The sequence below is a fragment of the Vibrio sp. 10N.222.52.B7 genome (assembly GCF_041474275.1).
GTDB lineage: Bacteria > Pseudomonadota > Gammaproteobacteria > Enterobacterales > Vibrionaceae > Vibrio > Vibrio crassostreae_C.
Genome location: NZ_JBFRTU010000095.1, coordinates 1 through 14,520 on the forward strand (window position 1 = coordinate 1; position 14,520 = coordinate 14,520).

At 45.4% G+C, this 14,520-nt stretch carries 13 protein-coding genes and 1 pseudogene; 6 read left to right on the plus strand and 8 right to left on the minus strand.

Features of this window, described 5'->3' with window-relative positions:
* Positions 1-94 precede the first annotated feature (94 nt).
* Positions 95-322, plus strand: a complete 228-nt coding sequence (locus AB4512_RS20015; RefSeq protein ID WP_372126755.1) for a phosphonate metabolism protein — start codon at positions 95-97, stop codon at positions 320-322.
* Between the two features lie 108 nt (positions 323-430).
* On the opposite strand, the gene AB4512_RS20020 is transcribed toward AB4512_RS20015, so the two are convergent.
* Both AB4512_RS20020 and AB4512_RS20025 read right to left on the minus strand, forming a co-directional pair.
* Complete coding sequence (locus AB4512_RS20020) at positions 431-1,765, minus strand: MATE family efflux transporter (protein WP_372175443.1); 1,335 nt, start codon at positions 1,763-1,765, stop codon at positions 431-433.
* A gap of 262 nt (positions 1,766-2,027) precedes the next feature.
* On the minus strand, positions 2,028-3,002 hold the full coding sequence (locus AB4512_RS20025; protein WP_017071579.1) for an AraC family transcriptional regulator: 975 nt from the start codon (positions 3,000-3,002) through the stop codon (positions 2,028-2,030).
* 92 nt (positions 3,003-3,094) lie between these two features.
* Between AB4512_RS20025 and AB4512_RS20030 the strand changes: the two genes are divergently transcribed.
* Positions 3,095-4,450, plus strand: coding sequence for a serine hydrolase domain-containing protein (locus tag AB4512_RS20030; RefSeq protein WP_372170296.1), 1,356 nt, complete (start codon positions 3,095-3,097; stop codon positions 4,448-4,450).
* A 66-nt stretch (positions 4,451-4,516) separates the two neighbouring features.
* Entirely contained in the window at positions 4,517-5,308 is a 792-nt protein-coding gene (locus tag AB4512_RS20035; protein ID WP_017060557.1) for a hypothetical protein, read from the plus strand.
* A 95-nt stretch (positions 5,309-5,403) separates the two neighbouring features.
* Here the strand turns inward: AB4512_RS20035 and ppsA are convergent, their stop codons facing one another.
* Complete coding sequence (gene ppsA, locus AB4512_RS20040) at positions 5,404-7,776, minus strand: phosphoenolpyruvate synthase (protein ID WP_372175444.1); 2,373 nt, start codon at positions 7,774-7,776, stop codon at positions 5,404-5,406.
* Positions 7,777-7,953: 177 nt separating this feature from the next.
* Between ppsA and AB4512_RS20045 the strand changes: the two genes are divergently transcribed.
* Complete coding sequence (locus AB4512_RS20045; protein WP_017060559.1) at positions 7,954-8,787, plus strand: pyruvate, water dikinase regulatory protein; 834 nt, start codon at positions 7,954-7,956, stop codon at positions 8,785-8,787.
* A 159-nt stretch (positions 8,788-8,946) separates the two neighbouring features.
* On the opposite strand, the gene grxB is transcribed toward AB4512_RS20045, so the two are convergent.
* From grxB to AB4512_RS20060, 3 genes are all read right to left on the minus strand, one after another.
* Positions 8,947-9,579: a glutaredoxin 2 gene (grxB, locus tag AB4512_RS20050; protein ID WP_372175445.1), complete on the minus strand. Its 633-nt coding sequence runs from the start codon at positions 9,577-9,579 to the stop codon at positions 8,947-8,949.
* Positions 9,580-9,926: 347 nt separating this feature from the next.
* Positions 9,927-10,085 carry a hypothetical protein gene (locus AB4512_RS20055; RefSeq protein WP_004733064.1) on the minus strand — a complete coding sequence of 53 codons (159 nt, stop codon included), beginning with the start codon at positions 10,083-10,085 and terminating at the stop codon, positions 9,927-9,929.
* Between the two features lie 164 nt (positions 10,086-10,249).
* A complete protein-coding gene (locus AB4512_RS20060) occupies positions 10,250-11,230 on the minus strand; it encodes a Gfo/Idh/MocA family protein (RefSeq protein ID WP_372054445.1) in 981 nt (326 codons plus the stop codon).
* A 219-nt stretch (positions 11,231-11,449) separates the two neighbouring features.
* Here AB4512_RS20060 and AB4512_RS20065 point away from each other — a divergent pair.
* Together AB4512_RS20065 and AB4512_RS20070 are read left to right on the plus strand one after the other, a co-directional pair.
* Positions 11,450-11,931, plus strand: a pseudogene (locus tag AB4512_RS20065) (N-acetyltransferase family protein).
* A 2-nt stretch (positions 11,932-11,933) separates the two neighbouring features.
* Positions 11,934-12,743 carry a murein L,D-transpeptidase family protein gene (locus tag AB4512_RS20070; protein ID WP_372175447.1) on the plus strand — a complete coding sequence of 270 codons (810 nt, stop codon included), beginning with the start codon at positions 11,934-11,936 and terminating at the stop codon, positions 12,741-12,743.
* A 104-nt stretch (positions 12,744-12,847) separates the two neighbouring features.
* On the opposite strand, the gene AB4512_RS20075 is transcribed toward AB4512_RS20070, so the two are convergent.
* Both AB4512_RS20075 and AB4512_RS20080 read right to left on the minus strand, forming a co-directional pair.
* Positions 12,848-13,585 carry a sulfite exporter TauE/SafE family protein gene (locus AB4512_RS20075; protein WP_372175448.1) on the minus strand — a complete coding sequence of 246 codons (738 nt, stop codon included), beginning with the start codon at positions 13,583-13,585 and terminating at the stop codon, positions 12,848-12,850.
* 160 nt (positions 13,586-13,745) lie between these two features.
* Positions 13,746-14,465, minus strand: a complete 720-nt coding sequence (locus AB4512_RS20080) for a glycerophosphodiester phosphodiesterase family protein (protein WP_372175449.1) — start codon at positions 14,463-14,465, stop codon at positions 13,746-13,748.
* Between the last annotated feature and the right edge of the window lie 55 nt (positions 14,466-14,520).

A 14,520-nucleotide genomic window follows, 5' to 3' on the forward strand; every position in this document is an offset into this window, starting at 1 on the left:
TTTACTTTAATTGGTATAACTTCCTTTTAAAATGGTCCCGAATGAAACTGAAGTACTGCAGTTTTAGGCTGGTGAAGTACTTTGATACAATGGAATGATTAACTCATTTATGTTGATTGTTTTCGTTGGCAACCGCTGCTTAAGGCGTACCGCCATACTCGATTGCGTTTGGCAACTGCGTCCTCGGTTTGATGCTCCTAGCTATGCCGGGCGATTAGAAAGCTTTGAATGGTGGCATTGGGATGATGAAACACTAGCAGAAATATTGCCACCATTCCAAAAAGATTGCGGTGAGTTTTTGGCTTACTTTGAGCAAGTCTAACCCCAATATATTTTAAGTCTGAAACTAAAAAAGCAGCCTAAGTGGCTGCTTTTTCGTTTAATAACTTTATAGCGGTTTAGCTGGCAAGCCGTTTAGTTCGCTAACTGATTAATTAGAAAGCTTAGCCTCGACTTGCCCAAGTGCGCGTTGGTACATAAACCAAGCACATGTACCGGCAAGCAAATTACCCACCATGGCACCCCAGAACAGGCCTTCAATACCAGCAAGCTGCGAACCAATCCACAAGCAAGGCAAGAAGAAGGCGAACAGGCGCAGTGCTGATATCGTTAAGGCAGTATAAGACTTACCAAGCGCATTCGAGATAGAAACCATCAGCATACAGATACCCAACGGCCCTAAACTGATAGGAACGATAAGTAAGTGGTAGTTCAAAATGGTCGAGACTTCGTCTTCGCTGGTCATGAGATTTGCCAACCCGCCAGAGAACATCCAAGTTACCAGTGCGATCACCAATTGGAATCCTAATACAAACATCACGGCAATCTTCACAAGACTACGTATGTTCCCTAGGTTCTTTTCTCCCAACATTCGGCCAATCATAGGTGGCATCGACATAGTCAGAGCAAGCACTGCAACAATCGAAAAGAACTCAAAACGTGAACCTAGCGCCCAAGCTGCAACGGCTGCTGTGCCGTAGCCTGCAAGCAGTTTGGTGGCGAGCATCGAAGAGACTGGTGGCAGTAGCTGACTGATCATCGCAGGCCCCATGATGTTTCCTATAGAACGAATACTCTTGCCGATATCAAGATCGTGCCAGTCGAATGTCATCCAATGCTTCTTAGTTACCTTAGGAGCAACGATAAAGATACCCGCACCGAACGCCAAGATGGTCGCAATCGCGGCTCCGTTGATGCCCATGTCGAGCGTGAATATGAAAATCGGGTCCAATATCAAGTTGATGATGCTGGTCGCGATCATCATCGAACCGGGCAGCATGGTATTACCATTGGCACGACACACACTGTAGAAAAAGTAGAGCAGTGCGCCTGTCCAAGAGCTTACCAGCCAATAGATCCAGTAATAATCAATGATCGGCAGTACCGTCGGTGGTGCATCGAGGAGTTGTAAAATAGGACCACGCAACAGATAGATGATGACCGAGAACAGCGCGACACTCACACTGCCCATCGCAACGACTAATCCGCCGAGCTGTTTGGCATAGCGTATCTCGTTAGCCCCAATAGCTCTCGCGATCACAGCCGTTGTCGCGATGCCTAGTCCGACTTGAATCCCGATAATGATCATCTGAATTGGTAGCGTGAAGCCTTGAACCGCGAGCGGCAGTACGCCTAACTGGCCAATAAAAGCACTGTCTACAAGTTGGAAGCTCATCAGGGAGAGCACCCCAAACAGCATTGGCCATGTCATTGTATAGAGTTGTCGGCCAAGAGAAGGCGAGGGAGTTGCGGTCGTAGAATTCATAACACTCTTATCAGTCTTGAAGGTAGGTTTGTCGTAGTGACAATCCATTCAATGAAGAATTGCGTAAAGGATAACGTAACGTTAGCTCGATACCAATAAATGTCATTAAATCTATCGATATTACCTTTGCACAGTTTCATCGGTATGTGAGCATTGTGCAATGCAACTTTATGCGTTCGCTTATTGAAATTTAAGGTGTCGTATCTTGTTTCTGAGTTTTATATTAGCGGATTGGGTCTAAAGGTTTTCCATTCGACTATTTCTAATGTTTCGCTTTATCCCGATAACTTGGTGGCGTGACTCCAACCCAACCTTTGAATGCACGATTGAAATTACTCAAGTCGCTGTAACCCACTTGCCAACTGATGTCTTGAACAGAAAGGTTGGTCTCTTCAAGTAGCTGTTTTGCTTTAGCTTCCCGAACTTGTTCTTTGGCTTGTTTAAAGAGAATGTTTTTGCTCTTCAGGTTTCTCTGCAGCGTTCGTTTTGTCATGCCGAGCATGGTCGCAAACCACTCAATATTGAACCAAGGTAGAGTCGCATAGGTGTCTATTAATATCTCGACAGCGTGATGCCAATCTTGGGTACTATTTCGTTCTGAAATGGCACGATAATCATCGGGCAGCGGAATCGAGAACGCACCGTATTGCTCTTCAAACTGAATATCAGAATCAAAGAAATGCTTGGGTAATTTACGTGCGCTGTTGTTCTTAGAGACCAACTTGGCGTGTGATGGTTGCCAGCGACTGTCAATGAACTTACGGCATAGGCTAATCACGGTCAGGGCACGAAACCATTCTGCTTGTTCAAAACCTGAGGTCGATGGGTGATAGCAACTTCGATGACACAGCCACCACAATCCATCGCTTTTTTCCGTCCATATGGTGACGTGATTACTTAAGGTCGATATTTCAGTAATCAAGCAGCGTACCGCTTGCTCGAGAGAAGTGCATTGTTCAATTTTTCGGTCTAGCTCAGGTGACAATTGCTCTAGAGAGGCCTTACGTCCAACCTCAATCCCTATCGAATAGCCAAACTTACGCTCAAGGCCATGAATGAAGCGAATCACGTCTTGTGTAGGAAGCCATTGATTGGATTGTGTCAGTTCAATGGGTAGACCGCACGCAACGGCGACGGTGCGCCAATCCAGTCTATGTTTGTCACAATACTGAATATATGGAGCAATGTTACTGGTCGAAGTGAGCAGTATGCTGGTGGTGTTCGATGATGCTTTCATTGTTTTGTGCCTACCATTAAATGTCATCAAGTGACCTAATTAAGTGTAGCGCATCTCCCTATACTTTTCCTAACCCAAACAGGAGAACAATTATGAAACTTAAACACAATGCCGTTCTAGTATCGTTAGCGACCGCATCATCATTTGCTCTTGCAGCAAACCCAGTTGAAGAAGCTCTGAAAGTTGAAGGTGCTCAAGTTACCTTGACCGTGAAAGAGGCGAGCACAGCATTTACCCCAAGTTTTACTGACTCAGCTCGTGAGTTATTCAATAACTTTCATTGGCAGATGGGCGGCGACCACAGCGTTTACTACAACATGCACATGAGTGAGTTTCTACCAACGGCACTGGCGGCTCCAAACGAAGAGTACAAGCCTTTAGTCAAAAATATCGACCCACGACTCGCTGCACTGAAAGTTGATACTGAAAGCAAAGGTCAGTTGACAATGGATGAGTACTTGGCGGATGAACAGTTCCGTACCCAAGGCTTTATGTTGATTCACAAAGGGGAGATCGTTTACGAAGCTTACCCAGGTATGAAGCCGACAGATACGCACGTTTGGGCATCTACAGCAAAAACGACGGTTGGCACAGTGATCGCAATGTTAGTGGAAGAGGGCAAAGTCGACCCTGAAAAAGAGATCGCTGAGTATGTTTCTGAATTGAAAGGAACGAACTGGGATGGCATCACAGTACACCAAGTTCTGAACATGTCGACCGCGCTAGACAATGAAGAGACATTAGAGTCTATCTTGAACCCAGACTCTGATGTGGTGCGTTTCTTTGCGGCATCGTTTAACTCACCTCGTGCAAAAACGGGTGAAATGGAAACTTGGATGGAAGTGGCTCAAGGTGCACAGAAACTGGAAGGTGAAAAAGCCGGTGACCATTTCCGTTACGCATCTATCAACACCATGGTGCTGACTAAGTTAGTTGAAAACGTTGAGAACAAAACTTGGACTCAAGTATTCGAAGATCGTGTTTGGTCAAAAGTGCACGCACGTCAACCAATGCAATTCAACTTGACGCCAGATGGCATGGCGATCGCGGTTGGCTTGGTTTCATCAACGGTAGAAGACATGGCTCGCTGGGGAACACTATTTACACCTAGCTGGAAAGCGGTGGCTGATGAGCCAGTGGTGTCACAAGCTGTGATTGATCGTATCCGCAACGGCGGTGATCCAAAAGCATTCGTAGGTACTAGCAAAGAGAGCAGTTCACTGCACGCATACAACGAAAAAGCAGACTACAACGCATACCAATTTGATTTCATTTTCAATGACGGTGCAATGTCGAAAAGTGGCAACCTAGGCCAATTTATTTACATCGATCCTGCACGTGACTTTGTGGGTGTGATGTTCTCAACCAACCCATACCACTCAGGTTTTGGTGAGAATAAAGGCCCTGCACTAATGCGTTCGGCAGCAAAACTACTTGCTGACAAGTAATCTATTTATTACCTAACAGGATGTTCCAGGCTTCAAGGAGGAAGCAAACGACTTTCGAGAGAGATAATGAAAAAGTTTGCTCTATTAATCCCGTTGAGTTTAGGTCTAGCCCTTCCTGCACATGCCGATTCAGATTCCGAACGTGTTATCGATCCTGCTGATGTCACTAAAGTTTATACTCAAGCTGCATTGATGCTGAATGGTAGTTCAGATATCCAATTTCAAGGGCAAGTTTCTGGCGGTTTAGAAAACGGTCAGCAGTTTGCCCTACTGGCCGAAGGGACGTTTGTCGATGAAAGCAACACAGCGCTTCGCGATCCAGACAAATTCGGTACAGAGTACAGCAACTCTAGAATTCAGTACTTCCACGTCTTTGAAACAGGGACGAAAGCTACGCCTAAAGTGGGTCTTTCATTAGATTATATTAATACGCGCAACAGTATTAAAAATGACTTATTGTCGGTTGGCGGTGTTGTTGCGATTAATCCAGCTTATACCGGTGGATTCCTGGTATTTCCAAGAGCAGGACTGATGACTGGTAGTATGGAGATCCCTGGCGTCACTTCATCTAAAGATGATTTAACGGGATACTCGCTTGGTTTGATTACCGCGAAGCATCTCGGTGACTCTGGCGCTTATGTGTCTTTGGTTCCTGAGTGGCAAGATCTTTCTGGTGATGATATCGACATGCAAAACTTCTCATTTAAAACATCGTTAAATGTGCCGATGAACACTGCAAGAACTTGGTGGTTGAATACGCGCTATGACATTACCAAAGCGGATGTTGATGTGAAAGGTGTGCCAATGCCGAATGGTTGGCAAACCGAGGCTTGGGTTGGTGTGAGATACTACTTCTAGCGCTCTAGCCAGCTAATTTGCAAAGAACCTAGAAAAGCCAGTCAACGTGACTGGCTTTTGTCGTTAAGGTACCGCGTGAAGCGTTACTTATTTACTTATTTATTAACAACGTTACCTAGCTTCAACCACGTATCGATAACCGTATCTGGGTTTAGTGAAACAGAGCTGATGCCTTGCTCCATTAACCACTCTGCTAGGTCGTCATGGTCAGATGGGCCTTGGCCACAAATACCCACGTATTTACCCGCTTTGGTTGCTGCATCGATCGCCATTTTCAGCATTGCTTTCACGGCTGGGTTACGCTCATCGAAGAGGTGTGCCACATCGCCTGAATCTCGGTCTAGGCCAAGCGTCAGCTGTGTCATGTCGTTTGAACCGATAGAGAAGCCATCGAAGTACTTCAAGAACTCATCAGCCAAAATTGCGTTCGATGGTAGCTCACACATCATGATGACTTTCAGACCTTGGTCGCCACGGCGTAGGTCGAACTTAGCCAGAATGTCGATAACCGATGCTGCTTCGCTTGGCGTGCGAACGAATGGAATCATGATTTCAACGTTCTTAAGACCCATCTCGTTACGAACACGTTTGATCGCTTGAGTTTCTAGCTCGAAACAGTCTTCGAATACTGGTGAGATGTAACGAGATGCACCACGGAAGCCCAGCATTGGGTTCTCTTCATGTGGTTCAAATGTTTTGCCGCCTACAAGGTTGCTGTACTCATTCGACTTAAAGTCAGACATACGTACGATCACACGCTTAGGCCAGAATGCAGAAGCGATGGTCGCGATGCCCTCTGTTAATTTGCTTACGTAGAAATCGATAGGATCTTTGTAGCCACGAATACGTTCGTTGATTTCCGCTTTTAGCTCATCCGTTTGTGCATCGAAGTTAAGCAGCGCTTTAGGGTGAATACCGATCATCTTGTTGATGATGAATTCTAGACGAGCAAGGCCAACACCTTCGTTCGGGATTTGTGCAAAGTCGAAGGCACGATCTGGGTTACCCACGTTCATCATTACTTTGGTTGGTAGCATTGGTAGCTCATCAACCTCAGAACGTTTGATTTCAAAATCGAGTTCGCCGTTGTAAACGTAGCCTGTTTCGCCTTCTGAACATGACACTGTCACGGTATCGCCATCGTTTAGGCTGCTTGTTGCTGTACCACAACCAACAATCGCTGGGATACCAAGCTCGCGAGCAATGATCGCAGCGTGACAAGTACGGCCACCACGGTTAGTCACAATCGCAGACGCTTTCTTCATCACAGGTTCCCAGTCTGGGTCTGTCATGTCAGTTACCAGCACGTCGCCTTCTTGAACCAGTGACATTTGGTCTAGAGAATCAACCAAGCGAACAGGGCCAGAGCCGATACGCTGACCGATAGCGCGGCCTTCAACCAAGACATCCGCCTTATTGTTTAGCTCGTAACGCTCGATAACGTTTTGATCGCTTTGAGAACATACGGTTTCTGGGCGAGCCTGAACGATGTAAAGCTTGCCGTCGATGCCATCTTTCGCCCACTCAATGTCCATTGGACGTTGGTAGTGCTTCTCGATGATCATCGCTTGTTTTGCTAGCTCTTTGATCTCTTCATCGTTGAGTGAGAACTCGTTACGCTCTTGAGTGTCGGTGTCGATGATATCGACTTGCTTGCCGATTTCTTGATTGGTCGAGTAGATCATCTTGATCAACTTAGAACCAAACGTCTTTTTAACGATTGGGTAGTGACCCGCTTCTAACATTGGCTTGTGAACGTAGAACTCGTCTGGGTTCACTGCGCCCTGTACAACCATTTCACCCAAGCCCCAAGAAGAGGTGATGAATACCACTTGGTCGAAGCCAGACTCAGTATCAAGCGTGAACATCACACCTGAAGAGGCTTTGTCTGAGCGAACCATGCGCTGGATACCCGCAGACAATGAAATGCCACGGTGGTCAAAGCCTTGGTGTACACGGTAAGAGATAGCGCGGTCGTTAAACAGTGACGCGTAAACGTGCTTGGTTGCTTCGAGTACCGCGTCGATGCCTTTCACGTTAAGGAAGGTTTCTTGCTGGCCTGCGAAAGAAGCATCTGGAAGATCTTCTGCGGTTGCCGATGAACGAACCGCTACAGACAATTCTTCGTTGTCTTCAATTAGCTCACGGTAGTTCTCACGGATGTCTTGCTCTAGTGATTCTGGGAAGGGTGCATCTAGAACCCATTGTCGAATCGTTGCACCTGTCTTACGCAGGGCGTCAACGTCTTCAACATCAAGTTCATCAAGTCGTTGGTGAATGCGCTCATCAAGACCTTTGTAATCAAGAAAGTCGTTAAACGCATAAGAGGTGGTAGCAAAACCATTAGGTACAGAAACACCAGCATTGGACAGGTTAGAAACCATCTCGCCCAGTGAGGCGTTCTTACCGCCGACTTTGTCGACATCTTCCATGGATAGGCCATTGAACCATAGGGTATTATTTTGCATTTATTTCTCCAGAAACATAGCAAGCATTGTAGGGATTTAAAGGCAAACGATTACGTATCAGTTTAAAAAATGTAAATTATTTTTTAAAGCTGTGGGGGACGTAATAGTCAGCAGGGTTTCGTTATATATATTATGGTTCCCATCCTACTCAAAATAATTTTAAACATTAAATAAAAAATGCAAATTGATATCCAAAGTCGTGATGTATTCTATGTTTCTGATGGAACGGCCATAACATGTGAGACTTTAGGGCATGTTGTTCTAGGTCAATTCCCTTTTAAAGCCAATGAAAAAACCTTTCCGTTTGTGGAAAGTGAGGACAAACTTTCTGATTTATTAAAAGAGATTGAAATTTCGTATCGTGATACCGGATTAGAACCGCTAGTGTTCTTTTCGATTGTGATACCTGATATCAAAACCAAATTGCTAGAAGCGCCCGCGCACTGTTATGACGTGTTAGAGAGCATCGTGCAGAAAGTACAGGATGACATTCAGATGGCGCCTGTTCCTAAGTTGCAGCGCTCACGCAGTGTAAACAAGGACTCGGTGAAGTATTTCGACCGTATTGCTGCGATTGAGTACACGCTCGCGCATGATGATGGCATCACGCTAAAAGGGCTGGAAGAAGCCGACATCATCTTGTTGGGTGTTTCTCGAAGTGGCAAAACACCAACAAGTTTGTATATGGCGATGCAGTTTGGCTTACGCGTAGCAAACTACCCATTTATCCACGATGACTTGGCACGCTTAAAGCTGTTGCCAGAGTTTGAGATTTACCGACATAAGCTGTTTGGTTTGACCATTGATGCAGAAAGGCTCACTGAAATTCGTGAGAACCGCTTAGCAGGCAGCGAATACGCCAGTGACTCACAATGTTTGTATGAATTGCAAACGGTAGAGGCGATGTTCCGTCGAGAAGCGATACCTTACATCAACACCTCTTCACTATCGGTTGAAGAAATTTCGACACGAATCTTGGAGCGAACAGGTTTGAGAAGGCGTCTGCTGTAAGACAAAGCCTTAGAGAAATAGAATGGCCAGATAAAAGAAAATCGAAGCTCGCAGTTTACACCTGAGAGCTTCGATTTTTTGTTTGTGCTCGTTGTAGTCGCTTGCGAGTCAGAGCTTGTTTTCTTAATCAGAGCTTGCTTTCTTAATCGAGATAGCTTTCTAGCGAAGTAAAGACAGCTTTAGCGTTTCGCTTTTCTTTTCTAACCAGCGTTCAAGTGCTGGTGGCCATGTGATGTTTGGTTCTACGCAAAAGCCACGAAGCATCGAGAAATACACCGCTTGATCGATTAGAGGCAGTGATGACTCACCATTCTCTAGATCCAGTAAGAGTTCGGCATCTTTCAGTAATGGGTTAATCAGTTGAACGAACTGAGGCGTCTTTTCTAACAGTTCTTCAAAGTTAAAACCTTCGGTCTCTTTACTGGCACGCCAAGCTTCTTTGGCTCCAGCAGAGCGATATTCAGCCAAGTCGAGGTTCCACCAACGTGGGCGTCCAATCTGTTGAGTAAGAGGGAATGCGCGAGTTTGGAACACAGTCACTTGCTCAGATGGCACACGCTGCTCATCGCTTGATTTCAAGTCCATGAAGTACGCGATGATATCTAGGCTCTCTGCCATGATAGAGCCATCGTCTTTTTGTAAGACGGGTACCATCTTTTTACCGATCAGATCGATAAGGGTTTGGGCATCATCATAATCGACAGAAACAAGCTCAATGTTCAAGCCTAGCGATTGAGCAATGTAGGAGACTCTTGCACAGAAAGGGCAGTGATCGTAAATGTAAAGCTTCATAGCTTCCCTCATTCGGGTCTTTCTTAGTATAAGATGATGCTAATGTACCAGAAACTTTCGCAGACAATAAGCCTTTGTTAACAAGAACTATTCACTGCGATTAAGTGCACGGGAATATCAAGAGAACGATGAGAATAAGCACCTAGTGTAGAAACTCGTTGCCTAATTCTATTGTCAGTTGAGTGCGGTTTTATTGTAACGAGTAAGCTAATGAGAAAGCTAGTGGGTAAATGACGGGCATAAAAAAGGCTCTGGCTGCTTACTCTAATGCAGAAGAGTGAAGTCAGCCAAAGCCTCAATTTTGTTACCTTTAGTAGAGTGACTACTAAAAGGGCAGAGTGGTTAAACTATGCTTTTTTAAGATCTTGCGCTGGGTAAGTAAGCGTCATTGCGCCTTCTACCGTTGTAACGTGAACGTAGCCGCCACCAGCACTTAGGCCAGTTACTACCATTTCACCTAGTTCAACACCTTTTGTTGCTACAACGCGATCATCAACTGAAAACACTTTACACACCTTCAATAAATTAAATAAATACGATAGATATCGAACGCGGATTTAAACAGATGGGACCTCAATCAACTAATCCGGTTATTTGTCGTAAAGATTAAATTCAGTTATGTATAAATAATTATGTATTAAAAATCAGTTTGTTAACTTACGCTGTGACGTTATTTATCCGCTGGATACACTACACCAACTTGTTGGCGCATCTCTGTAATTAACTTCGCAACCGTTAAAGCGCGCAGTTGGGCCTGCGCTTGTGTTGCGTTGTCGCCAGCAATGCAGCTAGCAAAGGCCTGCGCTTCGTAACTCATGGAGTTTTCGCTTTGCGCTTGAGTAAGGTTTTCTACCGTGCCATCGCGGTAGCGGATCTTAACGTCAGTACATTCAGCGATGTGATCGATGATGATCGCCCCTAATTCACCTTGGATCTCGCTTGGCGCATAAGAGTCGCTGACTTTGGAGTGCGCAAGGGTCACATCAAACTCAGGGTATTGGAAGATCGCACAGCCATGAGCATCGACACCTGAATCAAGTAGCTTTGCAGAAGCCTGTGCGTTTTCAGGTTTGCCAAATAGCGCGACTGTCGCGGCAACACAGTAAAAGCCAATATCGACCAATGAGCCGTTAGAAAAAGCTGGGTTGAAGGTATTTGGGTTCTCGCCGTTTAGGTATTTTTGGTAGCGCGATGAATACTGGCAGTAGTTGATGTGTGCTTTATGTACCTTGCCAATCTTTTCTAACCCAAGTTGAATTTGCTTAAAGTTCGGTAAGAATTGAGATTTATACGCCTCAAACAGCACCACACCGTTTTTCTCAGCGACTTCGAACATGCGTGTTGCTTCATCAATATTTGATGCAACCGGCTTTTCACAGATAACATGCTTGCCGTGTTCCATCATGAAGATAGATTGCTCGCAATGCAGTGAGTTAGGGGAAGCGATGTACACGGCTTCTACAGTGTTGTCATTGGCCAATGCGTCGAGTGAGTCATACGTGGTTTCAACGTCAAATTCTTGGGCGAACTGTGCCGCGCTGTCTAGATTTCGAGAGTAAACCGCAGCAAGTTGCATCGATTGAGATTCGTGCGCAGCTTGAACAAACTTTTGTGTAATCCAATTGGTTCCAATTACAGCAAACTTAATCATATAGGTATCCAGTCGTTAGTCGTCGTTAGTATATTGATTCTGCAGAGATAGTAGCACTCAACGGCTGGCAATGTGCCTGAGATTTACGGAACAATTTCCCTAAACATAGTGCCTAATATTAATGTTCAGCCTTCACAGAGCGTCTGAGTTGACCAGTGTAACGGTGCACAACTAAGCCATTTTTGCTAAGGTGTTATTGAATTCAAACAAGGTGATGATATGCAAATCCGGACGGCCAAGGTAACTGATATTAACGCGATCTTAGCGCTCTCTGAGCAGATAAACCGTCAACATCATCTTGGTGCGCCTATGGTATTTGCACCAGCGTCACAAGGCTTGGCCGACAGTGAAGAGTATTGGTTAGGTTTGATGCTTGACCCACTTGGCGCTTTCTTGGTTGCAGTAGACGACAAGCAAGTCGTTGGCTTTTTAGCGGGTAAGGTAACGCAGAACAAAGGCGTCAGTTTTATTCAGCCGCACAAGGTGGCAGGGTCAATACGATTGTGGTGAACGATCAGGTTCAGAGCAAAGGTGCTGGTCGAGCGTTAATGAAGTCTTTTAATCAATGGGCGCAGGCGAGAGGAGCGATAGAACTTAGGTTGGAGGTAATGGAGTTTAACCAACAAGCTCAGGGTTTCTATGAGTCGTTAGGAATGGAAACTCAGTCACGAACCATGTCCATGCGTTTTGAGGAGATCTAAAGGTGCGTCTGTTTCTGCCTTTATCACTGTGTTTACTGTTTGTGGCTTCGAACGCGAATGCTGAGCAAGTCGTGGTCGAGAAAATAGTCTCTGACGCGACCGCTATCGAAACCATCGTATTCGAGTCTGCACCGGCTCATTCTCAACGTGTCTCAACGTCTTCATCTAACTCAACCTCTTCCACGAGCTCAACCTCTTCCACGAGCTCAAACTCTTCCACGAGCTCAAACTCCGAGCATGTGATTATTGTGGATGATGTTCTTAACAGTAGCCCTGATGAAAAGGTAGCTCAGCTTTCTCAAGGGTCATCAAAACGTCCACCTCAAAGTTCCTCTCGACAGTTTTACAACGTACCGGATAGCGCATCTGAGATAGATTCGCTGTCGCAAGTGGTTACGTTAGTTAAAGTCGATAAATCGAAACGTAGGATGTATCTGCTAAAAGGTGAAGAGGTGATTCAGGAGTTTCGTATTGCGCTAGGCAAACAACCGAAAGGGCATAAACGCTTTGAAGGGGACAACCGAACGCCGGAAGGGGAATACCAGCTCGATTATGTGATGGAAGAGTCGGACTTTTATCGCTCAGTACATATTAACTATCCGCAACCTTCGGATATGCAATGGGCAGAGCAAAATGATGTAGATCCTGGAGGAAACATCAAAATCCATGGCATCAAAAACGGCGAGCGTCGTTCGCCGAGCTTTATTCAAAGTTTTGATTGGACGGATGGCTGTATCGCGTTAACCAATCAAGATATGGATGAGTTTCTCCAACTTGTAAAAATGGGTACCCCTATCCATATCGAATGGTAGTCATTGGTACCCAGTTTTCTTAATCACTTTCCGCAGTCAATTAGCGCAATCAATTCGCGAAACCAATTCGTAAAAGCAACGTCCAAAATTAAACGCTAAAGCCGTTACAGTAAGACTCGACCTGCACTGAATATTGCAATCACAATCAGCAATGCAATGGTGACTGGCTTAAACTTCGCTCCACCAAATCTTTCGAACAGTTTAGAACCCACATAACCGCCAAACATGCTGCTTGGTAGAAGCGCGAGAGTCAGCCAAACTACATCGCGGTCGACTAACCCAGCGATAGATGCCGAAACAAACGCAGTGGAATCAGCCAATACAAAGAAGGCTATCAGGCCTGCTCTGGCAATGTGCGGAGCAACTGGGCTTGCCAATGCATGAGTGCCAATTGGAGGCCCTGACATCGAAGCCGCGCCGTTCATTACACCTGCAAGGCTGCCTAGAATATAGGGAGCAAATCTAGGCTCGCTTTTGTATTGGGAGCCTTTATAGATCATAAGCGCAGACGCAAAAATGAAGGCACTGATGATCAAGATGATCGTGTCTTGGCTAACGGATTTGAGCAACAGCAAGCCGACGGGCGTGAAGGCCAAACAAGGGATAAATACCTTTGAAACCCATCGCCAATTTACGTGATGTTTAACCTTAGGCAGCAATTGGATATTACCTAACAGGTCGATCAGCATGAATACAGGAACCAGTTCAATAACAGGTACGAATAACGCACTCAATGGCAATGACACTAAGGTGAAACCAAAACCTGAGAAGCCACGAACAATAGCGGCGAAAATGAAGATTGCACCCAAAATTGGGAAGGTTGGACTAAAAATGAGATCCATAAATTAAGTAACCAATGAAGCTGTCTAAATAGAGCGAGCTAATGAAACCAAGTGAGTAGCGGAATGTACTCCTACTCACTTGTGTTTGCTACCTAATTTTAAGGTTTCCCGAGAGTTAATTTTAAAGTATCTCGGGGTTGTTTTTGCAGTATTCGCTTGGTCAATCTATAGAGGTGAATTGATTCGGAAAGTCAGTAAATACAGCATCTACTTTTGAGATGAATTTGAAGTGAGACGGATCGTTTACTGTGTAGCACCAAGTTTGAATGTTTGCTTCACTCAGTGTATCAAGATCGCTCTGATTCACATGCTCGTAGTTCATGTGACAGCTGAACGCTTTAACCTCGTCAATCAACATCAAGTCGGCTTGAGTCAGTTGCTCGGTGATCAGACCTACGCGGTATCTCGGCAGGTGACGAGCCATTTCAGGAACGACTTGATGGCTGAAACTTGAAAGCAGCACTCTGTCGGTGTCTAGATTTGAACGAATCAACTCGGTATGCAGCAAATCAACGACATGAGGCGCTTGATGTCGACTGTCGACTTTGATCTCTAAGTTCACGCTGAGATCATGCTGTTCAGCAAGCGCGAGCAACTCTTCCAACGTCAATATTCTTTCACCAGCGAACTGCTCAGACTTCCAACTGCCAAAATCGAGCTGACGCAGTTCTGCAAGGGTGTGTTCGTCGACACGACCCTTGCCATCGCTGCAGCGCTCAAGGGTGTGGTCGTGACAAACCACAAGTTGATCATCCTGAGTTGGCTGAATATCTACTTCAATCCATTTCAAGCCGAGTTTAGCGGCTTGTTCAATGCTTGCTTTGGTATTTTCTGGGTGAGTACCTGCTACACCCCGATGACCTACGATGATAGACGACATAATTAATCCTTCTTAAAGACGCACCGTAAAAACGCATTAAATATCAGTGTACTCG